Source organism: Micromonospora sp. NPDC047521, from assembly GCF_055587305.1.
This window is the reverse complement of sequence record NZ_JBVJGN010000001.1, coordinates 502,398-528,129: the sequence shown is the minus strand read 5'-3', so window position 1 is coordinate 528,129 and position 25,732 is coordinate 502,398. Positions and strand designations below refer to the sequence as shown.

Here is a 25,732-nt window from a genome sequence, read left to right as displayed (position 1 = left end):
GTTCCGGTCAGACTCGCCAGGTCCAGGCGTCGGCGATCCGGGTGGACGGGCCGTAGAGCTGCTCCAGGGTCGCCTTCAGACTCTCCGCGTGCGGGGCGTCGTCGGCCAACGCCACGCAGGACGCGCCCCAGAAGTCGGCGTCCCGCGCGGCCTGTCGGCGCTGCTCGTCGCCGATGGCCGGCTGGTCCCCACGCCGTGCGACGTCCGCCAGCAGAGCAGAGGTGGGCTGCTTGAAGGTGCCCATCGCGGCGGTGCCGCCCCGCCCGTACGGGCCGATGAAGAACCCCTCGGGCATCCCGAAACCGGCGTCGGCGGCGGCCGCCCAGCGCATCGGCCACGGGTCCTTCGGCGTGGGCAGCGGCACCGGGACCAGCACCCCGCCCGGTTTCACGCACTGCCGCCACCCCCCGCCGGTGATGAACTCCGGAACGGCGGGCCGCTCGGCGGTCGGCAGCGGCGTCGGGAAGATCGGCAGCAGTGCCGCGACCACTGCCAGCGGCACGAACCGTCGGACCCGACCGGTGCTGCCCAACGCCCGGTCGACCGCGAGGACGAGCAGCGTCGCGACGATCGGCAGGAGCGCCAGGCCGAACCGCATGGGCAGCGCGCCGTCCACCACCGGCAGCCCGGCGAGCAGGGCGTACGGGCCGGGCAGCGCGGTACGGGTGCCGCCGAGCACCACCTCCGGGCCGAGCGACAGGGCCGCCATGACGAGTCCACCGGCGACGCAGGCCAGCACCAGTCGCCGTCGCCCCGCCCAGCAGGCGCAGGCCACGGCCGCCAGCAGCAGTGGCCACCCGAGGAAGGTGTTGTACTCGGCCGGGCCGGTGGTGAGCCGCGCGGACTCGTCGCTGCCGAGCACCGACAGTGGGGAGACCGTCCACCAGCTGCTCAGGTCGGCGGAGAAGTACGCGGGGCTGAACATGCCGTCGGCGACGCCCTGCGGCCCGGCGAACTGGAACCACAGCGGATAGCCGAGCACGAGCAGCGCCAGTCCGGCGGCGACCGCCAGTCCGGCGGCGAAGTTGGGCAACGCCCGCCGTGCCAGGTCCCGGTCCGTCACCGCGTAGCTGACCGCCATCACGAAGAGTGTGATGGCGGCGAGGAACAGCACCTCCTCGCCCACGAAGACCTGCACGGTGACCGCGGCGGCCAGTCCGGCCGCGGAGGTGAGGACCCGCCGCCGGTCCGGCCCGGCGAGCGTCGTCGCCCCCGGGTCGGACGCCCGCAGCAGCCGGACCACCAGCCAGACGATCACCGGCACCAGCCACTGGGCGGTCATGTGCAGGTGACTGTTGGTCTGCGACACCATCCCGGGGCCGAATCCGCACAGCCCGCCGCCGAGCGCGGCGGCGAGCCGGCGGGCACGCAGGGTCCGGTGGAAGAGCAGATACCAGGCGAGCGCGGTGCCCGCCAGGTTGGCGGCGGCCAGCAGGGCGAAGGTGACCGGGGCGCCGAACAGGAGGGTGACCGGCGTGCAGACGACGCCCAGCGCGATGACAGTCGTGTTGGCCATCAGGTTGACCCCGTCCGGTGCGTTGAGCCGGTCGGTGAGCAGGCTGAAGTCGCCGAGCAGCGCTCGCGCGTCGATGGCCAGGAACCACTCGTACAGGGCCTGGTCCTCTGGGTTGAGCGCGAGCGTGCGCCCGCCCGGGTCGGGCCACAGCCCGTGGGTGAGCCAGCCGGCCAGCACCACGAACAGAAGGACGACCGGCAGGTCCGCCCGACGGCGGCGGACGGCAGCCACCAGCCGGACGGCCAATGGCCGGCGGTTGGCCTGATCGGCGAGGCGCAGGGCCTGCTCAGGCGCGGCGTCGGGGGCCGTGGGGGCTGCGCTGCTCACGGCATCGACCCTAATGTGGCAAACCCGTCGGGGTACGTCGGGTCGCCGCAGACCCGCTACGGTGACATTGCACCGCGCGTGTCGACGCGCCGGTGCCACCCGCCCGGGTGGTGGAACGGCAGACACGGCCGCCTTAAAAGCGGCTGCCGCAAGGCGTGCGGGTTCGACCCCCGCCCCGGGCACCAGTCGACTCGATACGCATCCTCATTCGTGATCACCGGGACTTGGCTGCGCCGTTTACTCTTGGAGGGCACGTTCACGTGCAAACGACCCCCTGAGGGAGGCCAGACAGTGAAGACCTCGAACCCGGTGCTCGCCCGGCTCGGCCAGGCGGCCGAGCGGGAGCGCTCCGCCGGGTACGCCCCGGCCGGGCCGTACGGACAGCCCGGCATTCCCCAGCAGTACCCCTCCCAGGCCGGTTACCCGGCCGCTCCGCCGACCGTCGCACCCATGACTGTCGACGACGTGGTCGTCAAGACGGTCGCTCTGCTCGGCATCCTCGGCATCACCGCCGCGGCGGCCTGGGTGCTCGTGCCCGACGCGCTGGTCAGCACCGCCTGGATCGGCGCGGCGGTGGTCGGCCTGGTCCTCGGCTTGATCATTTCGTTCTCCCGGATGGCCAACCCGGCGCTCGTCATCGCGTACGCGGTCGTCGAGGGTGTTTTCGTCGGCATGGTCAGCAAGGCGTTCGAGACGCTCTACGACGGCATCGTGCTCCAGGCCGCCGTGGCGAGCTTCGGCATCTTCTTCCTGATGGCGATGCTCTACAAGGCGAAGGTCATCCGGGCCACCCCGGCCTTCGTCAAGGGCATGATCGCGGCGATGGTCGGTCTCTTCGCCGTCATGATGATCAACCTGGTGCTGGCGCTGTTCGGCGTCAACACGGGCCTGCGCGACGGCAGCCCGCTGGCCATCGGCTTCAGCCTGGTCTGCATCGTGGTCGCGTCGCTGAGCTTCGTGCTCAGCTTCAAGGAGATCGAGGACGGCGTCCGGATGGGCCTGCCGCAGCGCTACTCCTGGGTGGCCGCGTTCGGCATCCTGGTCAGCCTGGTCTGGCTCTACATCGAGATCCTGCGCCTGCTGAGCTACTTCCAGGGCGACGACTGACCTCGTCCGCACTGTCGACCGGCGCCCGCTCCCGCCTCTGGTGGGGGCGGGCGCCGTCGTCCGCGCCGTTTGCCCGCCGCCGCCGGTCCGCCCGGGGCAGAGTGACTGCGAGGGGTACGCGGGCGAAGGAGGCGGCGGTGCGCAGCAACAACCCGGTGCTCAACCGGCTGGACGAGACCGGCCGGTTGGAGTCCCGGGTGCTCGGCTCCCGCGACGTCGAGCCGATGACCGTCGACGACGTGGTGGTCCGTACCGTCGGGTTGCTGCTCGTCACAGGGGTGGCCGCCGCGGTGTCCTGGGTGGTGATCCCCGACGCGGTGTGGCTGGGTGCCGCGCTCGCCGGCAGCGCCCTGGCGTCGATCGCGCTGGTCCTCGTCATCTCCCTGCGCCGGATCACCAACCCGGTGCCGATCGTCGGCTACGCCCTTCTCCAGGGGCTGCTGCTGGGGGTGGCCAGCCGGACCTTCGAGCAGGTCTATCCGGGCATCGTGGTGCAGGCGGTGGCCGGCACCTTCGGTGTCTTCATCGGCATGGCGGCGCTCTACCGTGCCCGGATCATCCGGGCGACGCCCCGGCTGGCCCGTCTGGTGATCGGGACACTGCTCGGTATCGCCGTGCTCAGCGTCGTCAACCTGGTGTCGTATCTGATCTCGGGACGGCCGGGGCTGGAGGTCTACAGCGCCAGCGGGCAGGTCGGCTGGCTGCCGTACGCCTTCTCCGTGGTGGCGATCATCGCCGGGGCGTTCAGCTTCATCCTCGACTTCGACCTCGTCGAGCGCTCGGTGCGCGACGGCCGACCCCGCCGGTACGCGTGGCTGAGCGCTTTCGGGCTGCTCACCGGGCTGGTGTTCCTGTACTGGCAGTTGCTGCGGCTGATCAGCTACCTGCGTCGCTGAGCGGGCCGGCCCGGTGTGACGAGTGCCGGCCGTAGACTCGGCGCCGATGAGCGCAACGGAGTTGGATCAGACCGTACGCCTGCTGGTCGGCCAGGTCGGGCACTGGGAGCAGCCACGCTGGGCGGCGACCGCGACCACAGGCAACGTGCCCCGCGCCGACCTGGTGCACCGGCTGGTGCAGGAGGTCGCCAACCTGGCCGCCGACGCCGAGGGTCAGCCGCGCCGGGTGGTGCCGCGGCTCGACAACGACCTGGCCCTGCCCGACCAGCTACGGGTGGTGACGGCCGACCTGCTGGCCGCCCGGCCCCGCGACGAGGTACTGGCGCGGGCCGCCGCCGAGGTGACGGCGACCCGCGGCGCGCTCTGAGAACAGCTCAGCTCAGCCGCTCCAGCACCATGGCCATGCCCTGCCCGCCGCCGACGCACATGGTCTCCAGGCCGATGGTCTTGTCGTGCCACTCCAACGCGTTGAGCAGCGTGCCGGTGATCCGGGCGCCGGTCATGCCGAACGGGTGGCCGACGGCGATCGCGCCGCCCATCACGTTCAGCTTCTCCTCCGGGATGCCCAACTGGCGGTAGGAGGGGATGACCTGGGCCGCGAACGCCTCGTTGATCTCCACGAGGTCGACGTCGTCGATGGTCATGCCGGCCCGCTTCAGCGCCTGCCGGGACGCCTCGACCGGCCCGAGGCCCATGATCTCCGGCGACAGGGCGGTGACGCCCGTCGAGACGATCCGGGCCAGCGGGGTCAGCCCCAGCTCCTCGGCCCGCTGGGCGCTCATCACGACCACTGCGGCGGCACCGTCGTTCAGCGGGCAGCAGTTGCCGGCGGTGATCCGGCCGTCCGGGCGGAACACCGGCTTCAGCCCGGCGACCGCGTCCAGGGTGACGCCGGCGCGCGGGCCGTCGTCGGTGCTCACCACAGTGCCGTCCGGCGTGGTGACCGGGGTGATCTCCCGGGCCCAGAAACCGTCGGCGATGGCCTTCTCGGCGAGGTTCTGGCTGCGGACGCCGAACTCGTCCATGTCGGCGCGGGTCACGTCGTACACCTGGGCCAGGTTCTCGGCGGTCTGCCCCATGGTCAGGTAGATGTCCGGCAGTTCGCCGGCCTCGCGCGGGTCGGTCCACACCTCGGCGCCGCCCTGCGCGCGACGCTTCGAGCGCTCGGCGGCCTCGGCGAAGCGCGGGTTCTCCCAGCCGCCGCCGACCAGGGCCTGCGCCTCCGGCGGCAGACCGTCGGAGCTGCCCCGCGCGTACCGGGAGACCATCTCCACACCTGCGGAGACGAAGACGTCCCCCTCGCCGGCGCGGATCGCGTGCAGGGCCATCCGGGTGGTCTGCAACGAGGACGCGCAGTAGCGGGTCAGCGTGGCGCCGGGCACGGTGTCGAGCCCGAGCAGGGTGGCCACCACGCGGGCCATGTTGAAGCCCTGCTCACCGCCGGGCAGGCCACACCCGAGGTAGATGTCGTCGATGGTGGTCGGGTCGAGCTGGGGGATCTTGTCCAGTGCGGCCTGGACGATTGTCGCGGCGAGGTCGTCGGAGCGGACGTCGCGCAGGGACCCCTTGTGCGCCCGGCCGATGGGGGAGCGGGCGGTGGCGACGATGACGGCGTCGCGGGACGACTCAATCGGCATGGACCAACGTTAACCGGTCGGTAACATGGCGGGAAGAAGCGAGCGCGGCGGGAAATGTCACCCCGTCCCGGGCCTAACGCCGGGAGGCGACCGCGGCCGCCGCCGCGATGGCGGGCAGCAGCGCGTGTGCCCACACCCGGTAGCCGTCAGCCGAGGGGTGGAAACCGTCGTGGCAGAGCGTCCCCGCGTCGGCCCGGAACACCGGCCCGGTCTCGGTGGCCAGGTCGACCACGCTGCCGCCGGCGTCCAGCACGGCAGTGGTCTGCGCGCGTGCCATCCGCCGGCCGGACCAGCCGATGACCTGACGCAGCGGTGGGGCGATGGCGCGTACCGCGCCGAGGTCGGGGCACGTGCCCACCACCACCTCGACCCGCGCCTCGCGCAGCCGGTGCACCGCCGAACCCAGGTACGCCGCCGCGTCGGCGGGGCGGCGCATCGCTGTGGCGTCGTTCGCGCCGATCAGGATCAACGCGACGTCGGGCCGCTCGCCGAGCAGGGCACGGGCCACCTGGGTGGCCAGATCCGTCGAGCGGGAACCGGAGACTCCTACGCTGGACAGGTGCACCCGTCGGCCGGCCGGACCCTCGGCGAGTAGGTGAGCCAGCTGACCCCCGATGGTGTCCTCCAGGCGGTCCACGCCCACACCCAGGGCCGACGAGTCGCCGAGCAGCACCAGCCGCAGCGGCGGCGCACCGGCCCGGCCGATCGTGGCGCGCAACGCCAGCCCCAGCTCCGGCTGGGCGTACCGCCGGTGACGGGCGACGAACGCCTCACCGGCCAGGACGGCGGCGCCGCCCACCGTGCCGGCGAGCAGCGAGAGTGCCGCCGCCCGCCCCACTCGGCCGGGGAGGCCGGCGGTCACGTCCCGCCCGCTGCGCTCGTTCATGCGAGTCCCTCCACTGTCGAGGTGTCCGGGGCGGAGCCGCGCTGCGGCACCGCGCCGACACCGAAGAACGCCCGGCGGCGCAACTGCGCCCACCGACCGGCCGGTCCTCGGTCGTGGCCCCGGACCTGGGTGCCGCTGACCTCGGTGCCGGCGTGCCGGGCCGCCTCCTGCGCGGCCTCAGGCAGCGACCGTACGCCCTCGCCGCGCGCCTGTGTAGCCCGTCGTTCCGGCCCCGTGCCGAGTGCCGAGAGCATGGTCGGCAGGAGGGCGGCGGCGGCCATCGCGTACCCCTCGGCGGAGGGATGGAACCGGTCCCAGGCGAACATCCGGGCCGGCTCGGCGGCGAACCGGGGACCGAGCAGGTCACCGAGGGAGACCGTCCAGCCGCCCGCCTCGACCACCGCCACCGTCTGGGCGGCGGCGAGCTGGCGGCTCCAGCGGTGTGCCAGCCAGCGCAGCGGCGGCTGGATCGGCCGGATCGCGCCCAGGTCGGGGCAGGTGCCGACGACCACCTCGCACCCCGCGTCGCGCAGGGTGCGCACCGCCTCGACCAGGTAACGCACGGCCAGCCCGCGAGGCGTGCGGTTGGTGATGTCGTTGCCGCCGATGAGGATCACCGCGATGTCCGGCTGGTGCTCCAGCGCCGCCTCCACCTGGTGGCGCAGCGCCGACGAGATGGCACCTACCACCGCGAAGCGGTGCAGTTGCACAGGTCGGTGCAGCCGACGCGAGAGGCCTGTGGCGAGCAGCGCGCCAGGCGTCTCCCGGCGGCGGTGCCCCCCGTAGCCGGCCGCCGACGAGTCGCCGAGCACGACCATGGTGAGCGCGGGGCCGGGGAACTTCGCGCCGTACACCCCGTCGCAGCGCGGCGGCGGCGCCTCGGCCATCGGGATGGTGCGCCGGGCCTGCCGGGCCTGGCCGAGCAGCACCCCGCCGGTCGCCATCGCGGCCGCCGCGGTGGCGCCCGTCCAGATGGCCGCCAGGCGGGCGACCCGCCGGGCTTGTCGCCAGCGCGGACCTACGGGTACGACGAAACCAGCCACCCCCATACAGCGACATTATCGCGCCGGCCCGACACGCCGCTGTCGTCGTGACGGCACCCGGGTGCCTGGAAAGCGACGCGACGGGGTACCAGTACGGGGGTGGCCGGCCGACTTGCGCCGACCCGCCACGCTGATCCGGCGGAGAGGAGCGCGACGATGGGGAAGACACTCAAGCGCAGCGCGGCGTTCACGGCACTGGCCCGGGCACTGGCCGCCGGGGCGCGCGGTGGCCCGTCGCTGGGCACCCGGTTGGCGGCGCTGCCCAGGATGATCAGGGCCACCACCAGGGGCGAGTACGACGGTGGCCTCCGGTTGGCCCTGATGACGGCGGCGACGGCGTACATCGTCTCGCCCATCGACCTGCTGCCGGAGATCCCGCTGGCGATCTTCGGGCTGGCCGACGACGCCGTCATGATCACCTGGTTGGCCGGCAGCGTGCTCGCCGAGACCGACCGTTTCCTGGAGTGGGAGGCCCGACGCAGCTCGGTCATCCCCGGGGGCCTGGTGCCCTGACGGCACGTACGCTGGGCGGCGAGGAAACGTCTGCCCGGCCGCCGTCGCCGGCGCCGCAACGAAGGGCACACCGTGCAGTACTACGACAACGTCGTCGACATGATCGGCAACACCCCGCTGGTACGTCTGCGTAACGTCACCGAGGGCATCCAGGCCACAGTGCTCGCCAAGGTGGAGTACGTGAACCCGGGCGGCTCGGTGAAGGACCGGATCGCGCTGCGGATGGTCGAGGACGCCGAGGCCGCCGGCCTGCTGAAGCCGGGTGGCACCATCGTCGAGCCGACCAGCGGCAACACCGGAGTGGGGTTGGCCCTGGTGGCCCAGCTCAAGGGCTACCGGTGCGTCTTCGTCTGCCCCGACAAGGTCAGCCAGGACAAGCAGGACGTGCTGCGGGCGTACGGCGCCGAGGTGGTGGTCTGCCCGACAGCTGTCGCACCGGAGGACCCGCGCTCGTACTACAACGTCTCCGACCGGCTGACCCGGGAGATCCCCGGCGCCTGGAAGCCCAACCAGTACAGCAACCCGGCCAACCCGCGTTCGCACTACGAGACCACCGGTCCGGAGCTGTGGAAGCAGACCGAGGGCGGGCTCACCCACTTCGTGACAGGTGTCGGCACCGGCGGCACGATCTCCGGCATCGGCCGGTACCTGAAGGAGGCGTCCGAGGGCCGGGTGAAGGTCATCGGGGCCGACCCGGAGGGTTCGGTGTACTCCGGCGGCACCGGCCGGCCGTACCTGGTGGAGGGCGTCGGCGAGGACTTCTGGCCGGAGACGTACGACAGGGGCGTGGCCGACGAGATCGTCGAGGTGTCGGACAAGGCGTCTTTCGAGATGACCAGGCGGCTGGCCCGGGAGGAGGGGCTGCTGGTCGGCGGCTCCTGCGGGATGGCAGTGGTCGCCGCGCTGGAGGTGGCCCGCAAGGCCGGTCCGGACGACGTGATCGTGGTACTGCTGCCGGACGGCGGCCGGGGCTACCTGTCGAAGATCTTCAACGACTCGTGGATGGCCCGGTACGGCTTCCTCGACAACTCCGGCGCGGAGCCGACGGTGGCCGACGCGCTGGCCAGCAAGCCGGGCGGGCTCCCCGAGCTGGTGCACGTGCACCCGACCGAGACGGTCCGCGACGCGATCGACTACATGCGCGAGTACGGCGTCTCGCAGCTGCCGGTCCTCAAGGCCGAGCCGCCCGTGGTGACCGGTGAGGTCGCCGGCTCGATCGCCGAGCGGGATCTGCTCGACGCGCTGTTCACCGGTCAGGCCCACCTGCACGACACCATCGAGCGGCACATGGGCGACCCGCTGCCGATGATCGGCGGGGGTCAGCCGGTCAGCGAGGCGGTCGGCCTGCTGGAGAAGTCCGACGCGGCGCTGGTCCTAGTCGACGGCAAGCCCAAGGGCGTCCTGACCCGCCAGGACCTCCTGTCCCACCTCGGCGCCCACTAGCTGCTACGCCTCCGCGAAGTGCCTCCGCAGGCTGCCGCTGCGGAGGCACAGCACACCCCGCACGGCCTTTGCTCTGCTTCAACCCACGCAACAGAAATGCCCGGTCACTGTTGCCTCCGCTGAAGCAGAGCAAAGGCCGTGCGTGAGGTGGGTGGGGTGGCCGGCTGGGCTGTTGCCGGGCTGCGCTGAGGGTGGTCGGGCTGTTGCCGGCCATTGCTCAGAGGGGGCGTGCGTAGCGCAGTTGGGGCGTGAGGGCGGTGCCGATGTGCTCGTCACGCTCCGCTCCGGTAGGGGTCCAGCCGCCGCGCTCGTAGAAGGCGCGGGCGTGGGCGTTCTCCCGGAGCACCCAGAGCACGGCACGCCTCCAGCCCCGCGCGCGCATGGCGTCCAGCGCGTCCACCATCAGGGTGCGGCCGACGCCGCGGCCCTGCTCGGCCGGGTCGAGGTGGATCGCGTTGAGCAGCCCGGTCGCCGGGTCGTCCTCGTCGTCCGGGCCCAGGTGGCTGAACCCGACCAACCTCCCGGCCCGCTCGGCCACTGTCATCCGGTGGGTGTCCCGCTCCCACTGCCACCGCTCGACCCAGTACCGACCCATCGCCTCCGGCGTCGGGTCGGCAAGCGCCGCGGCCGGCAGGAACGAGGAGTACGCGGCGACCCGGGAACGCTGGTGCAGGGCACCCACCCCCATCAGGTCGTCACCTGTCGCGGGACGGAGGGTGATGGTCATCCGACCGAGGGTACCCGGCGCGGCGGCACCTGCACCGTCGTCAGGTCCTCGGCGATGATCAGCTCACCGTCGAAGTGGGCCCGCGCCTCGTCGTGGAACCGGCGCGGGTCGGGGTACCGCTGGGAGAAGTGGGTGAGCACCAGCCGGCGTACCCCGGACTCGGTAGCCACCCGGGCGGCCTGCGCCGCGGTCAGGTGCCCGACCTCGGCGGCCAACGCGGCCTCCGACTCCAGGAACGTCGACTCGATGACCAGCAGGTCGGCGTGCTCGGCGAGGGCGTACACGCCGTCGCAGAGGCCGGTGTCCATCACGAAGGCGAACCGCTGCCCCGGCCGGGGCACGCTCACCTCGTCCCGGGTCACGCGGCGCCCGTCGAGGTCGAGGTGCCCGACGCGGATCAGCTCGCCGACGGCCGGCCCCGCGATGCCGTACGCGGCAAGCTTCTCCGGCAGCATCCGGTGCCCGTCCGGCTCGACCAGCCGGTAGCCGTACGTCTCGATGGGGTGCCGCAGCCGGCGTGCCTCCAGAAAGCCGCAGCTCAGCGCGATCCGCTGCCCGTCGGCCTCGATCGGGGTCACCGCCAGCTCGGCCGTCTCGTAGAAGGAGGTGGCGTGCCGCAGGCGGGCGAAGTACTCGGCGCCGCCGGCCGGGAAGTGCACGGCCACCGGGTGCGCCACCCGGTCCAGGGAGAGCCGCTGGATGGTGCCCGGCAGCCCCAGGCAGTGGTCGCCGTGGAAGTGCGTGACACAGATCCGGGTCAGGTCGGTGGCGGTGACAGTGGTGTGCAGGAGCTGCCGCTGGCTGCCCTCGCCCGGGTCGAAGAGGATCACCTCGTCGTCCCAGCGCAGCACGTACCCGTTGTGGTTGCGCAGCCGCGTCGGCGCCTGGCTGGCCGTCCCCAGCACCACCAACTCGCGCATCGACATCGACGGGCCTCTTCCGGATATGAAGCGACCCCCGGGGCGCTCCGCGCTGTCGCGCGGGCCGGCTGGACTGGGCCGGCGCCCCGGGGGTCGGGTGGCTGCCTGGAATTCGCCGCACCGCTGCCACACGGTCTCGACGATGGTGCTGATTGCCCGCCTGTCGGCGAACCGTTCACTGTCGAGGACAGCGGCTAGCGGACAGCCACCTCACGAGTCCGATTGCTATACAAGTCTGGACCACCTCCTTTCACGTGTACCGCCACGCTATCGAGTTCCCGGCGGGCTCGGCAACGGATTTCGATCACAGGGCCGAACGGGAATGCCCGGCCACCCTCTCGGTGGCCGGGCATTCGAGGTCGTGCGGGCGTACGGCGGTCAGCCGGCGGTACGGGCCACGCCGACCGGGCAGCTCAGCCCGTTCGGGCCGTGGTTGCAGTACCCGTTCGGGTTCTTGGTCTGGGCGAGGTACTGCTGGTGGTAGTCCTCGGCGAAGTAGTAGCTGCCGAGCGGGGCGATCTCGGTGGTGATCTCACCCTTGCCGGCGCGCGTCACGATCGGCTGGAACGCGTCCCGGGACGACTCCGCGATGGCCCGCTGCTCGTCGGTCGTCGTGTAGATCGCCGACCGGTACTGGGTGCCCACGTCGTTGCCCTGGCGCATGCCCTGGGTCGGGTCGTGGTTCTCCCAGAAGACCTTCAGCAGGTCCTCGTACGTGATCTTGCTCGGGTCGTAAACCACCTGGACGACCTCGGCGTGCCCGGTCCGACCGGAACACGTCTCCTCGTAGGTCGGGTTCTTCGTGATGCCACCGGCGTAGCCGGCGGAGGTGGTGTACACGCCGGGCAGCGTCCAGAACAGCCGCTCGGCGCCCCAGAAACAGCCCATCCCGAACACGGCCACCTGAAGGCCCTCAGGGAAGGGCCCCTTGAGCGGGGTGCCCAGGACCTCGTGCCGGTCGGCGACAGGCATGGCGATCGGGCGGCCCGGCAGGGCCTGGTCGGGCGAGACCATCTCGGCGTTCATACGGCGCAGGAACACGGTGGGACTCCTCTCGTACCTCTCCCAGCGTGTAACACCGGTGGGTACGGCTTCCTTACCCGCGTGGGTGTGACTCAGGCCCCTGCCGGCAGGGCGGCGGCGATCCGGTCGGCGTGGGCCCGGGCCTCGGCGTCGTCGTCGTATCGGGTGCGCGGCCAGAAGAAGCCGCGCAGCCCGTCACCCTTCGTCCGCGGCACCACGTGGGTGTGCAGGTGCGGCACCGACTGGGACACCTTGTTGTTCATCGCCACGAACGTCCCACCGGCGCCCAGACCGGTCTCCACCGCCACGGCCAGCCGCCGGACCAGCGCGAAGTAGCCGGGCAGCAGCTCGGCCGGCAGCTCGGCCAGGGTCACCAGATGCACCCGTGGCACGACCAGCACGTGCCCCTTGAACACCGGCCGCGTGTCCAGGAAGGCCACCCCGTCCGGCTCGTCGGCGACCCGGAACGCCGGCACCGCACCCGCCACGATCTCGCAGAACACACACCCGCTCATCGGCCCAGGCTATGCCGACCACCCGGCTCCGCCACGCCCCGCCGGGCGGGGCACTAGCCTCACCAGAATGAGTCACGGCTTCGAGACGCTCGCCATCCACGCCGGTCAGGACCCTGAGGCCCGCACCGGCGCGGTGATTCCACCGATCTATCAGACCAGCACGTACGCCCAGGACGCCGTCGGCGCGCCCCGGCTCGGCTACGAGTACAGCCGCTCCGGCAACCCGACCCGCGACGCCCTCCAGGAGTGCCTCGCGGCGCTGGAGGGTGGGCCTGTCGGTCTCGCCTTCGCCAGCGGCCTGGCCGCCGAGGACACCCTGTTGCGGGCCGTCTGCCAACCCGGCGACCACGTGATCATCCCGGACGACGCGTACGGCGGCACGTACCGGCTCTTCGCCCGTGTCGCCCAGCGCTGGGGGCTGGAGTTCACCCCGGCCAAGGTCTCCGACCCGGCCGCGATCCGGGCCGCCGTGCAGCCCGGCCGCACCAAGATCGTCTGGGTGGAGACGCCCACCAACCCGCTGCTCGGCATCGCGGACATCGCCGCCCTGGCCGCCGTGGCGCACGACGCGGGTGCGCTGCTGGTCGTCGACAACACCTTCGCCTCGCCGTACCTTCAGCAGCCGATCGCCTTCGGCGCCGACGTCGTGGTGCACTCGACCACGAAGTACATCGGCGGGCACTCCGACGTGGTGGGCGGCGCGCTCGTCGTCGCCGACGCCGCGCTCGGCGAGGAGCTGCGCTACCACCAGAACGCGATGGGCGCGATCAACGGCCCGTTCGACGCCTGGCTCACCCTGCGCGGCATCAAGACCCTCGGGGTACGGATGGACAGGCACTGCGACAACGCCGAACGCCTCACCGCGTACCTCGACGGGCACGCCAAGGTGTCCGAGGTGATCTATCCCGGGCTGCCCTCGCACCCCGGCCACGAGGTCGCCGCGAAGCAGATGCGCCGCTTCGGCGGCATGATCTCGTTCCGCGCCTCCGGCGGCGAGGACCACGCCGTGGAGATCTGCAACCGCACCAAGCTCTTCGTGCTCGCCGAGTCGCTCGGCGGCGTGGAATCCCTGATCGAGCACCCGGGCCGGATGACACACGCAAGTGCTGCCGGCTCGCCGCTTGAAGTTCCCGGCGATCTCGTGCGACTGTCTGTCGGCATCGAGACGGTCGACGACCTGCTCGCCGATCTGGAGCAGGCACTGGGCTGACCGCTGGGGAGGATGGCCGTGCAGGACATCATGGCGACCTGGGTCGGAGCGACCGCCAAGCAGATCGCCCGGGGGGTGCGCCGGGGCGACGTCTCGGCCACCCAGGTCGTCGCCGACCACCTTGAGCACATCGCCTCGGCCGACCGCGAACTGACCGCGTTCCGCGTCGTTCGCGGCGGCGAGGCGATCACCGAGGCGGAGAAGGTCGACGAGCAGGAAGACCTGGCCAACCTGCCCCTCGCCGGGGTGCCGGTGGCGGTCAAGGAGAACACCCCGGTCGCGGGGCTGCCCACCTGGAACGGGTCGGCCGCCGCGCGTACCGACGTCGCGGAGGCCGACCACGAGGTGGTCCGCCGGCTACGCGGCGCCGGTGCGGTGATCCTGGGCGTGACCCGGATGCCGGAGCTGGGCCTGTGGGCGCTCACCGACGACGGCAGCGCGGTGACGCGCAATCCGTGGGACAGCTCCCGTACCCCCGGCGGTTCCTCCGGCGGCGCGGCCGCCGCGGTGGCGGCCGGCCTGGTGCCGATCGCGCACGGCAACGACGGGCTCGGTTCGATCCGGATCCCCGCCGCCTGCTGCGGCCTGGTCGGGCTCAAGCCGGGCCGGGGCGTGGTGCCCTGCCAGCTCGGCGCGGACGACTGGTTCGGTCTCACCGAGCACGGGATGCTGACCAGCACCGTCGCCGACGCGGCGGTCGGCTTCTCGGTGCTCGCCGGACGGCGGCCGGAGAAGCTGGTCCCCCCGCAGCGGCTGCGGGTGGGCGTCTCGCTGCGCTCCCCGGTGCGGGGAGTGTCGCCGGACGCGCCGAACCGCGACGCGGTCGCCGCCGCCGGCCGGCTGCTCGCCGCCGCCGGGCACGACACCGTGCCTGCCGACCCCGTCTACCCCACCGCGCTTGGCCTCCAGGGCATCGCCACCTGGCTCGCCGCCGCCGCCGCCGACGTACGGGCCAGCGGCCTGGACCGACGCGGCCTGCAGAGGCGTACCCGTCGACACGTCGCGCTGGGCGAGTGGGCGCAGCGCCGCGGGTACGTCCGGGAGGCCGACCGGGCGGCGTGGCGGGAGCGGTCCGTCGACTTCTTCACCGACCACTCGGTCGACCTGCTGCTCACCCCGGCGCTGGCCACCGCGCCGCCGGAGGCCGCGCGCTGGTCCGACCGGTCCTGGCGGGCCAACATGACGGCCAACATCAGGTACGCCCCGTACGCGGCGCCGTGGAACATCGCAGGCCTGCCCGCGATCGTCGTGCCGGTGGGCCGCCGCCCGGACGGCCTGCCGGTGGCCGTGCAACTGGTCGGTCCGCCCGGCTCGGAGCTGCTGCTGCTCGGCGTGGCCGGTCAGTTCGAGATGGCCGCTCCGTGGTCGCGCCACGCCCCCGGTTACCCCCGGGTCGGCACGGGGTCGCCGGCCACCGCTTGATCGTCGAGCCGGTCGCCCCCGGTGTCGCCGACGGCGGCGCCGGGGGCGGGTGGCACGATCGGGGCATGACGGAACTGGTCGGCCTCGACGACGTGCGGGCTGCGCGGAAACTGCTCGACGGCGTCATCCGGACCACCCCGCTGGAGCCGTCCCGGCCGTTGAGCGCGCAACTGGGCGGGCCGACGTGGCTCAAGTGCGAGAACGTGCAGCGGGCCGGCTCGTACAAGGTGCGCGGCGCGTACGTACGGATCTCCCGGTTGTCCGCGGACGAGCGGGAACGCGGTGTCGTCGCGGCGAGCGCCGGCAACCACGCGCAGGGCGTGGCTCTCGCGGCCGGCCTGGTCGGTACGCACGCGACTGTCTTCATGCCGGTCAACGCGCCGCTGCCGAAGGTCGCCGCCACGAAGGGGTACGGGGCGCAGGTCGAGTTGGCAGGCAACACCGTCGACGAGGCGCTCGTCGCCGCCCAGACGTACGCCGAGCGGACCGGCGCGGTGCTGATCCACCCGTTCGACCATCGGGACGTGATCGCCGGGCAGGGGACTGTGGCGCTGGAGATCCTCGAACAGTGCCCGGACGTGCAGACCATCATCACAGGTGTGGGTGGCGGCGGCCTGATCTCGGGCATGGCCGTGGCGGCCAAGGCGCTGCGGCCGGACATCCGGATCGTCGGCGTCCAGGCGGCAGGTGCGGCGGCCTTCCCGCCCTCTCTGGTGGCCGGGCAGCCCGTCCGGCTGCCCGCCTTCGCGACGATCGCGGACGGCATCGCGGTGGGCCGGCCCGGCGAGATCACCTTCCACCACGTCCGCGAGCTGGTCGACGAGATCGTCACCGTCACCGAGGAGGACATTTCCCGGGCGCTGCTGTGCCTGTTGGAGCGGGGCAAGCAGGTCGTCGAGCCGGCCGGCGCGGTCGGCGTGGCCGCGCTGCTGGCCGGTGTCGTGGAGGTGGAGACACCTGTGGTCGCGGTGCTCTCCGGCGGGAACATCGACCCGCTGCTGATGATGCGGGTGATCGAGCACGGCCTGGCCGCCGCGGGCCGCTACCTGCGGGTGACGGTGCGCTGCTCGGACCGGCCGGGGCAACTGGCCTCGCTGCTCAGCCAGATCGCCGAGCACCGGGCCAACGTGGTGGACGTGGAGCACCAGCGCGCCAACCCGCACCTGGGCCTCGGCGAGGTGGAGGTGGCGCTGTCGGTGGAGACGCGGGGTGTCGAGCACTCGGACACGCTGATCAGCGCGCTGCGGGCCAGCGGTTACCAGGTGGTCTTCGCAGCCGAGGCGTGACACCTGTAGGTGTCACGCCTCGGAAGCGGTGTCTCAGCGAGCGCCGGCGTCAGCCGGAGAACGGCTCGAAGCTGACCACTGTCACCTTGATGTCGGCGCCGCTGGGCGCCGTGTAGGTGCAGGTCTGCCCCGGCCGACCGCCCAGGATCGCCTTGCCGAGCGCGGACTCGGGGCTGTAGACGGTCAGGTCGGTGGTGGCCGCGATCTCCCGGGAGCCGAGCAGGAACGTCTCGGTGTCGTCGGTGTCGTCGTCGAAGTAGATCGTCACGACCATGCCTGGCGACACCGCGTCCGCCGTCGGGGCCTCGCCGACCTTCGCGGTGCGCAGCAGCTCCTGGAGGTAGCGGATGCGGCCCTCGGCCTTGCCCTGCTCCTCACGGGCGGCGTGGTAGCCGCCGTTCTCCCGCAGGTCGCCCTCCTCGCGCCGCGCGTTGATCTCGGCTGCGATCGCGGGGCGGTTGGCGATGTGCTCGTCGAGCTCGGCCTGGAGGCGGTCGTACGCGTCCTGGGACAGCCAGGTGGCGGGCGCCTCGTTGCCAGTGGACACAGGCGGTCTCCTCAGTTGTGCGTGGCTGGCTGACAGGTGAACTACCAAGTTACCAGTGCGGTACGACACAGCGTGTCGGCCATCACCGGCGGTGCCCGTGTGCAGCACCCCGGGTGAGCGGCCTCCGCCGCGCCGCGAGAGCGACGTCTCCCCAGCTCAGGCCGGGGGTCGGCAGCGCAGTACCTCGCCGATGAACGGCCGTGCGGTGGTGGCGAGGCGGTGCCTGGTGGTGACGTGCCTGTCGCCCGGGGCCGCGCTCACTGTGACCTCCTCGCGGGCCACCTCGGCACCGGCGCGGTCGCGGGCGCGCAGCACACACACCGCCGAGCCGCCCGACGGCACGGTCACCCGGAAGTCGACACGCACCTGGCTGTCGGTGATGTCGGTGTACGTGATCACCTGCGCGTCGTACACCGGGTCGCCGTACTGCTTGTAGAGGCGTACCGAGATCAGCGTCAGCGACGCCGCCAGCAGCAGGAGGGCCAGCGCGGCCAGCAGCGTACGGCGGGCCCTGCCGCCCGGTTCGCGGCGGCGGCCGTAGCGCCCAGCGGGAAAAACCGGCGCGCCCGGTGAAATTGTGGCGTGCGTCTCGGTCACCGGCGGGTATCTCCTGGCGTTGTTGTCGGCGGCATCGGCAAGAATGACAGAGTCCATCCTCCCAGCCCGGCCCAGCGGCAGGAACGGCAGGTCGGGCCCCGCGCGGTGCGGCCGGCGGCGGGGTGTGGAGGATCCCCGGCAGGTCAAGCCGGTCGAGTCCGGTCGGGTCCACCGTCCGGCACAGACGAGGAGCGCCGAAGTTGGCAGAGCAACTGCGTCTCATGGCCGTCCACGCGCACCCGGACGACGAGTCGAGCAAGGGTGCGGCGACCATGGCGAAGTACGTCGCCGAAGGGGTGGACGTCCTGGTCGTGACGTGCACCGGCGGTGAGCGCGGCAGCGTGCTCAACCCCAAGCTCGACAGGCCCGACGTGTGGGCCAACATCGCCGACATCCGGCGCGCCGAGATGGACGCCGCGCGGGCGATCCTCGGCGTCGACCAGGCCTGGCTCGGCTTCGTCGACTCGGGGCTGCCCGAGGGCGACCCGCTGCCGCCGCTGCCCGAGGGTTGCTTCGCCCTCCAGGACGTCGAGGTGGCCGCCGGGCCGCTGGTGCGGCTGATGCGCGAGTTCCGTCCGCACGTGGTCACCACGTACGACGAGGAGGGTGGCTACCCGCACCCCGACCACATCATGTGCCACAAGGTCAGCGTGGCCGCCTTCGAGGCCGCCGGCGACCCGGAGCGCTACCCGGAGCTGGGTGCCCCGTGGCAGCCGCTGAAGCTCTACTACGACATCGGCTTCTCCAAGGCCAAGATCATGGCCTTGCACGAGGGCATGCTCGCCGCGGGCCGGGAGTCGCCGTACGAGGACTGGCTCAAGCGCTGGGAGGACCGCCCGGACAAGGGCCCCCGGATCACCACCCGGGTGGAGTGCGCCGACTACTTCCCCGTCCGCGACGACGCGCTGCGCGCCCACGCCACCCAGGTCGACCCGGACGGCTTCTGGTTCCAGGTGCCGATGGAGTTGCAGCAGGGAGCCTGGCCCACCGAGGACTTCGAGCTGGCCCGATCGATGGTGGACAGCCCGATGCCCGAGTCCGACCTCTTCGCAGGTGTGCGGGAGACGGCGCACGCGCGCTGATTAACCGCGGCGCTACCCTGGTAACCAACCGCACATCGGAGGAACGCCATGCTGACCGCTGCCCAGGTGCTCGCGGAGAACAACTTCGGGGACACCCGCACGGGTGGGCTGGCCGGCCCGATGGGCCTCTTCCTCATCCTGCTGCTGGCCACCGCGACCATCCTGCTGATCCGCAACATGAACTCCCGGCTGCGCCGGCTGCCCGACCGGTTCCCCCAGCAGGGGCGGCCGACCGACCCGACCAGGGCCGACGCGGCAGTCGCTGATCCGACAGACGGGACCGGCGGCCGTGATTCATCCACGCCCGCTCCCAACGGGCACCAGCAGCACCGGAACGGGTAGTCCCCGCATGATTCACGCCCAACCGGGTGGTCGCCCCCTGTTGCGACCACCCGGTTTGGCTTAGCCTTCCGCCGGGGGGACCAAAAGTCCCCGAGCCGTGCGCGGGAGGGGGCGCCGATGACAGTCACAGCACCGGCCGCCCGTCGTACCCTCGCGGGGCCGCCTGACGGGGGAGGTCGATGACCTCCGGCCCGGTCGGCGACCGGCTCGGGGTACGCGGCACGCCGGTCCGGCTTCTCGTGCTCACCGCAGCGGTCACGCTGACCGCGGTCGTCGCCGCCACCGTGGGGTTGACCCTGCCGGCCAACCTGCCGTCGGACGACCCGCTCGGTGGTCCGGCCCGCTTCGGCATCGTCGTCGGCGTCGTCGCCCTCGCCCAGTTCGCCCGGCTGCGGTTCCGCTCACCAGCCGGGATGGTCAGCATCACCTGGGGCGAGGCGGCGTTGATCGTCTGCCTCTACCTGGCACCCGCCGGTTGGCTGCCGTCGGCCACCCTGCTCGGCGCCGGGCTGTCCTGGACGGTGCTCTCGCTGCACAACGACCGCCGCCCGGCACTGGAGATCGTCCGGATCGCGGCGTCGTTGGCGGCCGCCACGGCGCTGGCCGTGTCCGTGGCCACCGCGTTGGGGGAGCCGCTGCTCGCCGCGCCCACCCCGATGCTGGCGCTGGCCGTGATCGCCGGCTCGGTGACGTACCTGCTGGTGACGGCCTGGCTCGGTGGGGTGACGCTGGGCCTGCGGCACGGTCTGCCAATCGGCCCGCCCCTGCTCGCGGCGCTGCGCGGCAAGCTGCTGATGTTCGTCGGCAACGTGGCGGTGGGCCTGGTGGTGGTCGCGCTGCTGGAGCTGGACGCGCGCTGGCTGCTGTTGCTGCCGCCGCTGCTCTGGCTGCTCCAGCAGACCTACCGGTACCGGCTGCGGGCCGACCAGGAACGCCGCACGTGGCGGGCCTTCGCCGAGGCCACCGCGGCCCTCAACCAGCTCGACGAGCGGGGAGCGGCCAGCGCGGCTGTCACCGGCGCGCTGGCGCTGTTCAACGCCGAGCTGGTGGACGTCGACGTGGCGCGGGCCGACGGCCGGTGGCGCCGCTACCGGGGGGACGCGGGCGGCCAGATGGTCGACCGGGAGGTGGGTCCACCGGACCTGTCGGAGCCGGACGAGCACGAGCTGATCCGTCCCCTCTCGGTCGGCGCCGCGCCGGTCGGCCGGCTGCGGGTCCGGTTCCCGCGATCCGCCCCGCCGAGCAACCGGGAACGCGACGCCGTCGCCGCGTTCGGCGACGCCCTGGCCGCCGCGCTGCACGACGCCGCGACCCACCGCGAGCTGCGGCTGGTGACCGCGCGGTCGTCGTACGAGGCGGTGCACGACCCGCTCACCGGGCTTGCCAACCGGGCGGCCATGCTCGGCAAGGGTGACCAGTCGTTGCGGCAGCTCGCCCACGACCACCCGGTGGCGCTGCTGCTGCTGGACATCAACCAGTTCAAGGAAGTCAACGACACCCTCGGGCACGCCGCCGGTGATCAGCTGCTGCGGCTGACCGCGAACCGGCTCAGTTCGATGGCCCGGCCCGGTGACCTGCTCGGCCGGCTCGGCGGTGACGAGTTCGCGCTGCTGCTCACGTCCGTGCCGGTGCTCGGCGACCGGGCCGCGCCGCTGGCGCACGCGCTGCGCCAGGCCCGGGAGATCGCCGAACGGCTGGCCGCCCCGACCGAGGTGGCCGGGGTGCGCATGTCGATCGAGGTGTCCGTCGGGGTGGTCGTCGCCGACGCCGGCACCGCAGACATGACCGAGCTGCTGCGCCGGGCGGACATCGCGATGTACCAGGCCAAGGAGGGTGGGGGCAGCGTCGCCGCGTACGACGGCAGCCGGGACGCGGCAAGCACCGACCAGCTCGCCCTGCTGGCCGAGCTGCGGGAGGCGCTGAAGGTCGACGACCAGCTGGTGCTGGCGTTGCAGCCGGCCGTCGACCTGGCCACCGGCGCGCCCACCGGCGTGGAGGCGCTGATCCGCTGGCAGCATCCCCGCCGGGGCTGGCTGGGCCCGTCCGACTTCATCCGTCCGGTGGAGAACAGCGAGCAGCTCGGCACCTTCACCAGGTACGTGCTGGACAAGGCCCTCGGTGTGGCCGCCGGCTGGGCGCGGGAGGGGCTGGACGTACCGATCTCGGTGAACCTCTCGGCGCGCAGCCTCCTCGACCCCCGGCTGCCGGCGGAGATCGCCGACGCGTTGCGCCGGCACCAGGTGCCACCGCACCGGCTCGTGTTGGAGATCACCGAGACCGTGGTGATGAGCGAGCTGGAGGTCATCGACGAGGTGCTTGCCACCCTGCGGTCGATGGGTGTGCAGCTCGCCGTGGACGACTTCGGCACCGGCTTCTCCTCGCTGACCTTCCTCACCCGGATCGCTGTGGACGAGTTGAAGGTGGACCGCTCGTTCGTGATCCGGATGGCCGACTCGCCGGAGGCCGCGGCGATCGTCCGGACCACAGTGGGTCTCGCCCACGAACTGGGCCTGCGGGTGGTCGCCGAGGGGGTGGAGACCGCCGAGCAGCGGATGGCGCTGGCCGAGCTGGGCTGCACCTCCGCGCAGGGCTACCACTTCTTCAAGCCGATGCCGGCGGACAAGATCGGCGCGGTGCTGGGGACGCTTCGCGACTCGGCCGAGTCGAACGTGTTCCGGCTCCGCGCCGACGGCGCCTCCTGACCACCGGGCACGTCCGGGCGGCTGTGGTTATGGTCGTCGGGTGAACCGACTCGCCGACGCCACAAGTCCGTACCTGCTCCAGCACGCCGACAACCCGGTCGACTGGTGGCCGTGGTGCGACGAGGCGTTCGCCGAGGCGAAGAGGCGCGACGTCCCGGTGCTCATCTCGGTGGGTTACGCCGCCTGCCACTGGTGCCACGTGATGGCGCACGAGTCGTTCGAGAACGAGCAGGTCGGCGCCCTGATGAACGACAACTTCGTGTCGATCAAGGTGGACCGCGAGGAGCGCCCGGACGTGGACGCGGTCTACATGACCGCCACCCAGGCGATGACCGGTCAGGGCGGCTGGCCGATGACCGTCTTCGCCACCCCGGACGGCACCCCGTTCTTCTGCGGCACCTACTTCCCGCGCGCCAACTTCGTCCGCCTGCTCCAGTCGGTCACCACCGCCTGGAAGGACCAGCGCGAGGAGGTGCTGCGCCAGGGCGCCGCCGTGGTCGAGGCGATCGGCGGCGCGCAGGCCGTGTCCGGCCCCACCGCACCGCTGGACGCCCCGCTGCTCGACGCCGCGGCCGCCACGCTGGCCAACGAGTACGACGCCACGAACGGCGGCTTCGGGGGCGCCCCGAAGTTCCCGCCGCACATGAACCTGCTGTTCCTGCTGCGCCACCACCAGCGCACCGCCGACCCGCGCAGCCTGGAGATCGTCCGGCACACCGCCGAGGCGATGGCCCGGGGCGGCATCTACGACCAGCTCGCCGGCGGTTTCGCCAGGTACTCGGTGGACGCGCACTGGACGGTGCCGCACTTCGAGAAGATGCTCTATGACAACGCGCTGCTGCTGCGCGTCTACACCCAGCTGTGGCGGCTCACCGGCGACCGTCTGGCCCGCCGGATCGCCCGGGACACCGCCCGGTTCCTCGCCGACGAGCTGCACCGGCCGGGGGAGGGGTTCGCGTCCGCGCTGGACGCCGACACCGAGGGCGTCGAGGGCCTCACCTACGCCTGGACGCCAACCCAGCTCGTCGAGGCGCTGGGCGAGGAGGACGGCCGGTGGGCCGCCGACCTGTTCGCCGTCACCGACGAGGGAACCTTCGAGCACGGCATGAGCGTGCTGCGCCTCGCCCGGGACGTGGACGACGCGGCACCCGAGATCCGGTCCCGCTGGCAGCAGGTGGTGGGTCGGCTGCTCGCGGCCCGCGACGAGCGCCCCCAGCCGGCCCGCGACGACAAGGTGGTGGCCGCCTGGAACGGCCTGGCGATCACCGCAATCGTCGAGTTCCTCCAGGTCGCCGCGCTGTACGCGTCGCCCGAGGACGACGACGTCAACCTGATGGAGGGCGTCACCATCGTCGCCGACGGCGCGATGCGCGACGCCGCCGAGCACCTGGCCACCGCTCACCTGGTGGACGGCCGGCTGCGCCGCGTCTCCCGCGACGGCAGGGTCGGCGATCCGGCCGGCGTCCTGGAGGACTACGGCTGCGTGGCCGAGGCGTTCTGCTCGCTGCACCAGCTCACCGGCGAGGGCCGCTGGCTCACCCTGGCCGGCCAGTTGCTGGACGCCGCGCTGGAGCACTTCGCGGCGTCCGGCGGCGCGTACTACGACACGGCCGACGACGCGGAGCGGCTGGTCGCCCGACCGGCCGACCCCACCGACAACGCCACCCCGTCCGGCCGGTCCGCGTTGGTCGCCGGGCTCGTCGCGTACGCGGCACTGACCGGGGAGACCCGTTACCGGGAAGCCGCCGAGGAGGCCCTCGCCACAGTCGCGCCGATCGTCGGGCGGCACGCCCGGTTCACCGGGTACGCCGCCACGGTCGGGGAGGCGGTGCTGTCCGGGCCGTACGAGATCGCCGTGGTGACCGACGACCCGGCCGGCGACCCGTTGGTGGCCGCTGCCCGCCGGCACGCCCCGCCCGGCGCGGTCGTGGTGGCCGGGCTGCCGGACCAGCCCGGCGTGCCGCTGCTCGCCGACCGGCCGCTTGTCGACGGGCGGCCCGCCGCGTACGTCTGCCGGGGTTTCGTCTGCCAGCGGCCGGTCACCTCGGTGGAGGATCTGGTCGCCGAGCTGGGTGGGGTCCGCTGACCGTCGGCTACTGGTCGTGACAGCCGACCTGGTCGCCGATCTCGTTGGGGATGCCGAACGAGCTGCATTCGAGGGCGCTGCCCTCGCCGATCTTCTTCCACCTGCCGGCCGCGTACTCGAAAACGATCACGCCGTCGCCCTGCTGGGCCGGATCGACAGCGATCACACCTGCCGTCGCCCACCGGCGTGCGCACTTGATGTGGTCCGGGTCGATCCGGTGGGTGCTGCCCAGCCCCGCTGCCTTGTGCAGGGTCGCGGCGCTCACCGGGCAGGCGGCCCGGGTGCTGGCCGACGGGCTGGGTGCCGCGCTGGGGGTGGACGACGCGCCGCCGGATGTCGTCGCGCTGGAGGGCGTGGCGCTGGGTGCGGGCGTCGTGGTGCCGGCTCCGGCCACGGGATCGGGCGACGCGGTGGTGCAGGCCGTCAGCCCCGCCAGCACGGTGACGGGCGCGAGGACGCGTAGAGCTGCCAGGTTCATCATTCCCCCATGGTCCAGCGTGGATGGTCGATGCCTGTCACACGTCCGGTTGAGCCGCAGGGTTGCGCCCGCCACCGTCGCTTTGGCGACAGCCGGCACTCTGCGCCACCGCCCGAAGTATGCGCTTCGTGCCCGTGTGGGGTGGTGCTCCGTGCCGACCGGGTGGGTCCCGGCCCTCCGGGGTGGCCACGCCGATGGCCCGGATAGGCTGGCCGCGCTATGGATTCCCGCACCGGACTACCAGTTGTCGGCATGGTGGGTGGCGGCCAGTTGGCCCGGATGACCCACCAGGCCGCGATCGCCCTCGGCCAGTCACTGCGCGTGCTCGCGGCGGCCCCTGACGACGGCGCGGCCCTGGTCGCCGCCGACGTCCAGTACGGCGACCACACCGACCTCGCCGCGCTGCGCACCTTCGCCAAGAGCTGCGACGTGGTCACCTTCGACCACGAGCACGTGCCCAACGGGCACATCCGCACGCTCGCGGCCGAGGGCGTGTCCCTGTACCCGCCGGCGGACGCGCTGCTGCACGCCCAGGACAAGCAGGTCATGCGGGAACGCCTGACCGAGCTGGGCGCGCCGAACCCCGCGTGGATGCCGGTCGGCGACCCGGCCGACCTCGTCGACTTCGGCACGCGCGTCGGCTGGCCTGTGGTGCTCAAGGCGGCCAGCGGTGGCTACGACGGCCGGGGCGTCTGGATGGTCGACGACGCCGCCCAGGCCACCGAGCTGGCGACCACGCTGCTCGCCGGTGGCACCCGGCTGATCGTCGAGGAGCGGGTGCCGCTGCGCCGGGAGTTGGCCGTGCAGGTGGCGCGTTCGCCGTTCGGTCAGGTGGCCGCGTACCCGGTCGTGGAGACGGTCCAGCGGGACGGCATCAACGTCGAGGTGCTCGCCCCGGCCCCCGGCCTGGACGAGGACCTGGCGGTAGCCGCCCAGCAGCTCGCCATCGACCTGGCCACCGCGCTCGGCGTGGTCGGACTGCTCGCCGTGGAGCTGTTCGAGGTACGCGACGCCGCCGGCCGCCCCGCGATCGTGGTGAACGAACTGGCCATGCGTCCGCACAACTCGGGGCACTGGACCATCGAGGGCGCGCGGACCTCCCAGTTCGAGCAGCACCTTCGGGCGGTGCTGGACTACCCGATGGGCGACACCGCGCTCACCGCCCCGGTGGTCGTGATGGCGAACGTGCTCGGGGGTGAGCCGGGCGGAATGTCGATAGACGAGCGGCTGCACCACCTCTTCGCCGCCGAGCCGGGCGCGAAGGTGCACCTCTACGGCAAGCAGGTGCGGCCCGGCCGCAAGATCGGGCACGTGACGGTGCTCGGCGACGACCTGGACGACGTACGGGCGCGGGCGGCGCGCGCCGCGCGCTGGCTGCGCGAGGGGCACGAGTGACCCGGGCGGCAGCGAACCAAGGAGGAACCGCA

24 protein-coding genes and 1 tRNA gene are annotated in these 25,732 nt (G+C 72.6%); 14 read left to right on the top strand and 11 right to left on the bottom strand.

Annotated features, from left to right (window positions below):
- Positions 1 to 7 precede the first annotated feature (7 nt).
- Positions 8 to 1,843, bottom strand: coding sequence for a hypothetical protein (locus tag ACZ6N8_RS02470; protein ID WP_466006995.1), 1,836 nt, complete (start codon positions 1,841 to 1,843; stop codon positions 8 to 10).
- Positions 1,844 to 1,944: 101 nt separating this feature from the next.
- On the opposite strand from ACZ6N8_RS02470, the gene ACZ6N8_RS02465 reads away from it, so the two are divergent.
- The 4 genes from ACZ6N8_RS02465 (at position 1,945) to ACZ6N8_RS02450 (ending at position 4,213) form a co-directional block, all read left to right on the top strand.
- Positions 1,945 to 2,028 (top strand) — tRNA-Leu (locus ACZ6N8_RS02465).
- Between the two features lie 106 nt (positions 2,029 to 2,134).
- Complete coding sequence (locus ACZ6N8_RS02460; RefSeq protein ID WP_364367937.1) at positions 2,135 to 2,950, top strand: Bax inhibitor-1/YccA family protein; 816 nt, start codon at positions 2,135 to 2,137, stop codon at positions 2,948 to 2,950.
- A gap of 137 nt (positions 2,951 to 3,087) precedes the next feature.
- Positions 3,088 to 3,846: a Bax inhibitor-1/YccA family protein gene (locus tag ACZ6N8_RS02455; protein ID WP_466006994.1), complete on the top strand. Its 759-nt coding sequence runs from the start codon at positions 3,088 to 3,090 to the stop codon at positions 3,844 to 3,846.
- Positions 3,847 to 3,892: 46 nt separating this feature from the next.
- Positions 3,893 to 4,213: a hypothetical protein gene (locus tag ACZ6N8_RS02450; RefSeq protein WP_466006993.1), complete on the top strand. Its 321-nt coding sequence runs from the start codon at positions 3,893 to 3,895 to the stop codon at positions 4,211 to 4,213.
- Between the two features lie 7 nt (positions 4,214 to 4,220).
- Here ACZ6N8_RS02450 and ACZ6N8_RS02445 read toward each other — a convergent pair whose 3' ends face one another.
- The 3 genes from ACZ6N8_RS02445 to ACZ6N8_RS02435 all read right to left on the bottom strand — a co-directional run bounded on the left by ACZ6N8_RS02445 (position 4,221) and on the right by ACZ6N8_RS02435 (position 7,418).
- Positions 4,221 to 5,483 carry an acetyl-CoA C-acetyltransferase gene (locus ACZ6N8_RS02445; RefSeq protein ID WP_364367928.1) on the bottom strand — a complete coding sequence of 421 codons (1,263 nt, stop codon included), beginning with the start codon at positions 5,481 to 5,483 and terminating at the stop codon, positions 4,221 to 4,223.
- A gap of 73 nt (positions 5,484 to 5,556) precedes the next feature.
- Positions 5,557 to 6,369: an SGNH/GDSL hydrolase family protein gene (locus ACZ6N8_RS02440; RefSeq protein WP_466006992.1), complete on the bottom strand. Its 813-nt coding sequence runs from the start codon at positions 6,367 to 6,369 to the stop codon at positions 5,557 to 5,559.
- Positions 6,366 to 7,418: an SGNH/GDSL hydrolase family protein gene (locus ACZ6N8_RS02435; protein WP_466006991.1), complete on the bottom strand. Its 1,053-nt coding sequence runs from the start codon at positions 7,416 to 7,418 to the stop codon at positions 6,366 to 6,368. The genes ACZ6N8_RS02440 and ACZ6N8_RS02435 overlap by 4 nt, the downstream gene beginning before the upstream one ends.
- Before the next feature lie 150 nt (positions 7,419 to 7,568).
- Between ACZ6N8_RS02435 and ACZ6N8_RS02430 the strand changes: the two genes are divergently transcribed.
- Complete coding sequence (locus ACZ6N8_RS02430; RefSeq protein WP_139584153.1) at positions 7,569 to 7,925, top strand: YkvA family protein; 357 nt, start codon at positions 7,569 to 7,571, stop codon at positions 7,923 to 7,925.
- Positions 7,926 to 7,997: 72 nt separating this feature from the next.
- The gene (locus tag ACZ6N8_RS02425; RefSeq protein ID WP_466006990.1) at positions 7,998 to 9,368 is read left to right on the top strand and encodes a cystathionine beta-synthase; all 1,371 of its coding nucleotides are present in this window, start codon (positions 7,998 to 8,000) and stop codon (positions 9,366 to 9,368) included.
- Positions 9,369 to 9,585: 217 nt separating this feature from the next.
- Here the strand turns inward: ACZ6N8_RS02425 and ACZ6N8_RS02420 are convergent, their stop codons facing one another.
- The 4 genes from ACZ6N8_RS02420 to ACZ6N8_RS02405 all read right to left on the bottom strand — a co-directional run bounded on the left by ACZ6N8_RS02420 (position 9,586) and on the right by ACZ6N8_RS02405 (position 12,553).
- Positions 9,586 to 10,095 (bottom strand): GNAT family N-acetyltransferase, encoded by a 510-nt coding sequence (locus ACZ6N8_RS02420; protein WP_466006989.1) that lies wholly within the window; start codon positions 10,093 to 10,095, stop codon positions 9,586 to 9,588.
- On the bottom strand, positions 10,092 to 11,021 hold the full coding sequence (locus ACZ6N8_RS02415) for a ribonuclease Z (RefSeq protein WP_466006988.1): 930 nt from the start codon (positions 11,019 to 11,021) through the stop codon (positions 10,092 to 10,094). The genes ACZ6N8_RS02420 and ACZ6N8_RS02415 overlap by 4 nt, the downstream gene beginning before the upstream one ends.
- A gap of 372 nt (positions 11,022 to 11,393) precedes the next feature.
- Entirely contained in the window at positions 11,394 to 12,056 is a 663-nt protein-coding gene (gene msrA / locus ACZ6N8_RS02410; RefSeq protein WP_466006987.1) for a peptide-methionine (S)-S-oxide reductase MsrA, read from the bottom strand.
- Positions 12,057 to 12,130: 74 nt separating this feature from the next.
- A complete protein-coding gene (locus ACZ6N8_RS02405; RefSeq protein WP_387111885.1) occupies positions 12,131 to 12,553 on the bottom strand; it encodes an HIT family protein in 423 nt (140 codons plus the stop codon).
- Positions 12,554 to 12,620: 67 nt separating this feature from the next.
- On the opposite strand from ACZ6N8_RS02405, the gene ACZ6N8_RS02400 reads away from it, so the two are divergent.
- The 3 genes from ACZ6N8_RS02400 to ilvA all read left to right on the top strand — a co-directional run bounded on the left by ACZ6N8_RS02400 (position 12,621) and on the right by ilvA (position 16,471).
- Positions 12,621 to 13,763: a cystathionine gamma-synthase gene (locus ACZ6N8_RS02400; protein ID WP_466006986.1), complete on the top strand. Its 1,143-nt coding sequence runs from the start codon at positions 12,621 to 12,623 to the stop codon at positions 13,761 to 13,763.
- A gap of 12 nt (positions 13,764 to 13,775) precedes the next feature.
- On the top strand, positions 13,776 to 15,185 hold the full coding sequence (locus ACZ6N8_RS02395; protein ID WP_466006985.1) for an amidase: 1,410 nt from the start codon (positions 13,776 to 13,778) through the stop codon (positions 15,183 to 15,185).
- Positions 15,186 to 15,250: 65 nt separating this feature from the next.
- Positions 15,251 to 16,471: a threonine ammonia-lyase gene (gene ilvA, locus ACZ6N8_RS02390; protein WP_466006984.1), complete on the top strand. Its 1,221-nt coding sequence runs from the start codon at positions 15,251 to 15,253 to the stop codon at positions 16,469 to 16,471.
- 49 nt (positions 16,472 to 16,520) lie between these two features.
- On the opposite strand, the gene greA is transcribed toward ilvA, so the two are convergent.
- Together greA and ACZ6N8_RS02380 are read right to left on the bottom strand one after the other, a co-directional pair.
- Positions 16,521 to 17,018, bottom strand: coding sequence for a transcription elongation factor GreA (gene greA, locus ACZ6N8_RS02385; RefSeq protein WP_139584162.1), 498 nt, complete (start codon positions 17,016 to 17,018; stop codon positions 16,521 to 16,523).
- Between the two features lie 156 nt (positions 17,019 to 17,174).
- Positions 17,175 to 17,615 carry a DUF4307 domain-containing protein gene (locus tag ACZ6N8_RS02380; protein ID WP_466007287.1) on the bottom strand — a complete coding sequence of 147 codons (441 nt, stop codon included), beginning with the start codon at positions 17,613 to 17,615 and terminating at the stop codon, positions 17,175 to 17,177.
- Between the two features lie 200 nt (positions 17,616 to 17,815).
- Here ACZ6N8_RS02380 and mca point away from each other — a divergent pair, with 200 nt between their 5' ends.
- The 4 genes from mca to ACZ6N8_RS02360 all read left to right on the top strand — a co-directional run bounded on the left by mca (position 17,816) and on the right by ACZ6N8_RS02360 (position 23,827).
- The gene (gene mca, locus ACZ6N8_RS02375) at positions 17,816 to 18,697 is read left to right on the top strand and encodes a mycothiol conjugate amidase Mca (RefSeq protein WP_364367892.1); all 882 of its coding nucleotides are present in this window, start codon (positions 17,816 to 17,818) and stop codon (positions 18,695 to 18,697) included.
- Between the two features lie 48 nt (positions 18,698 to 18,745).
- Positions 18,746 to 19,039 carry a hypothetical protein gene (locus tag ACZ6N8_RS02370; RefSeq protein ID WP_387111900.1) on the top strand — a complete coding sequence of 98 codons (294 nt, stop codon included), beginning with the start codon at positions 18,746 to 18,748 and terminating at the stop codon, positions 19,037 to 19,039.
- 179 nt (positions 19,040 to 19,218) lie between these two features.
- A complete protein-coding gene (locus ACZ6N8_RS02365) occupies positions 19,219 to 21,741 on the top strand; it encodes a putative bifunctional diguanylate cyclase/phosphodiesterase (RefSeq protein ID WP_466006983.1) in 2,523 nt (840 codons plus the stop codon).
- A gap of 40 nt (positions 21,742 to 21,781) precedes the next feature.
- The gene (locus ACZ6N8_RS02360; protein WP_466006982.1) at positions 21,782 to 23,827 is read left to right on the top strand and encodes a thioredoxin domain-containing protein; all 2,046 of its coding nucleotides are present in this window, start codon (positions 21,782 to 21,784) and stop codon (positions 23,825 to 23,827) included.
- A gap of 7 nt (positions 23,828 to 23,834) precedes the next feature.
- Here the strand turns inward: ACZ6N8_RS02360 and ACZ6N8_RS02355 are convergent, their stop codons facing one another.
- On the bottom strand, positions 23,835 to 24,308 hold the full coding sequence (locus ACZ6N8_RS02355) for a hypothetical protein (RefSeq protein WP_466006981.1): 474 nt from the start codon (positions 24,306 to 24,308) through the stop codon (positions 23,835 to 23,837).
- Between the two features lie 216 nt (positions 24,309 to 24,524).
- Here ACZ6N8_RS02355 and ACZ6N8_RS02350 point away from each other — a divergent pair, with 216 nt between their 5' ends.
- Positions 24,525 to 25,700: a 5-(carboxyamino)imidazole ribonucleotide synthase gene (locus tag ACZ6N8_RS02350; RefSeq protein WP_364367877.1), complete on the top strand. Its 1,176-nt coding sequence runs from the start codon at positions 24,525 to 24,527 to the stop codon at positions 25,698 to 25,700.
- Positions 25,701 to 25,732 lie beyond the last annotated feature (32 nt).

Excerpts from the sequence above, each read along its gene's own strand:
- ACZ6N8_RS02450 (WP_466006993.1), top strand. The coding sequence starts at position 3,893 with ATGAGCGCAACGGAGTTGGATCAGACCGTACGCCTGCTGGTCGGCCAG.
- ACZ6N8_RS02445 (WP_364367928.1), bottom strand. The coding sequence starts at position 5,483 with ATGCCGATTGAGTCGTCCCGCGACGCCGTCATCGTCGCCACCGCCCGC.
- ACZ6N8_RS02440 (WP_466006992.1), bottom strand. The coding sequence starts at position 6,369 with ATGAACGAGCGCAGCGGGCGGGACGTGACCGCCGGCCTCCCCGGCCGA.
- ACZ6N8_RS02435 (WP_466006991.1), bottom strand. The coding sequence starts at position 7,418 with ATGGGGGTGGCTGGTTTCGTCGTACCCGTAGGTCCGCGCTGGCGACAA.
- ACZ6N8_RS02430 (WP_139584153.1), top strand. The coding sequence starts at position 7,569 with ATGGGGAAGACACTCAAGCGCAGCGCGGCGTTCACGGCACTGGCCCGG.
- ACZ6N8_RS02420 (WP_466006989.1), bottom strand. The coding sequence starts at position 10,095 with ATGACCATCACCCTCCGTCCCGCGACAGGTGACGACCTGATGGGGGTG.
- ACZ6N8_RS02415 (WP_466006988.1), bottom strand. The coding sequence starts at position 11,021 with ATGTCGATGCGCGAGTTGGTGGTGCTGGGGACGGCCAGCCAGGCGCCG.
- ACZ6N8_RS02405 (WP_387111885.1), bottom strand. The coding sequence starts at position 12,553 with ATGAGCGGGTGTGTGTTCTGCGAGATCGTGGCGGGTGCGGTGCCGGCG.
- ACZ6N8_RS02400 (WP_466006986.1), top strand. The coding sequence starts at position 12,621 with ATGAGTCACGGCTTCGAGACGCTCGCCATCCACGCCGGTCAGGACCCT.
- ACZ6N8_RS02395 (WP_466006985.1), top strand. The coding sequence starts at position 13,776 with ATGGCCGTGCAGGACATCATGGCGACCTGGGTCGGAGCGACCGCCAAG.
- ilvA (WP_466006984.1), top strand. The coding sequence starts at position 15,251 with ATGACGGAACTGGTCGGCCTCGACGACGTGCGGGCTGCGCGGAAACTG.
- ACZ6N8_RS02370 (WP_387111900.1), top strand. The coding sequence starts at position 18,746 with ATGCTGACCGCTGCCCAGGTGCTCGCGGAGAACAACTTCGGGGACACC.
- ACZ6N8_RS02365 (WP_466006983.1), top strand. The coding sequence starts at position 19,219 with ATGACCTCCGGCCCGGTCGGCGACCGGCTCGGGGTACGCGGCACGCCG.
- ACZ6N8_RS02355 (WP_466006981.1), bottom strand. The coding sequence starts at position 24,308 with ATGATGAACCTGGCAGCTCTACGCGTCCTCGCGCCCGTCACCGTGCTG.
- ACZ6N8_RS02350 (WP_364367877.1), top strand. The coding sequence starts at position 24,525 with ATGGATTCCCGCACCGGACTACCAGTTGTCGGCATGGTGGGTGGCGGC.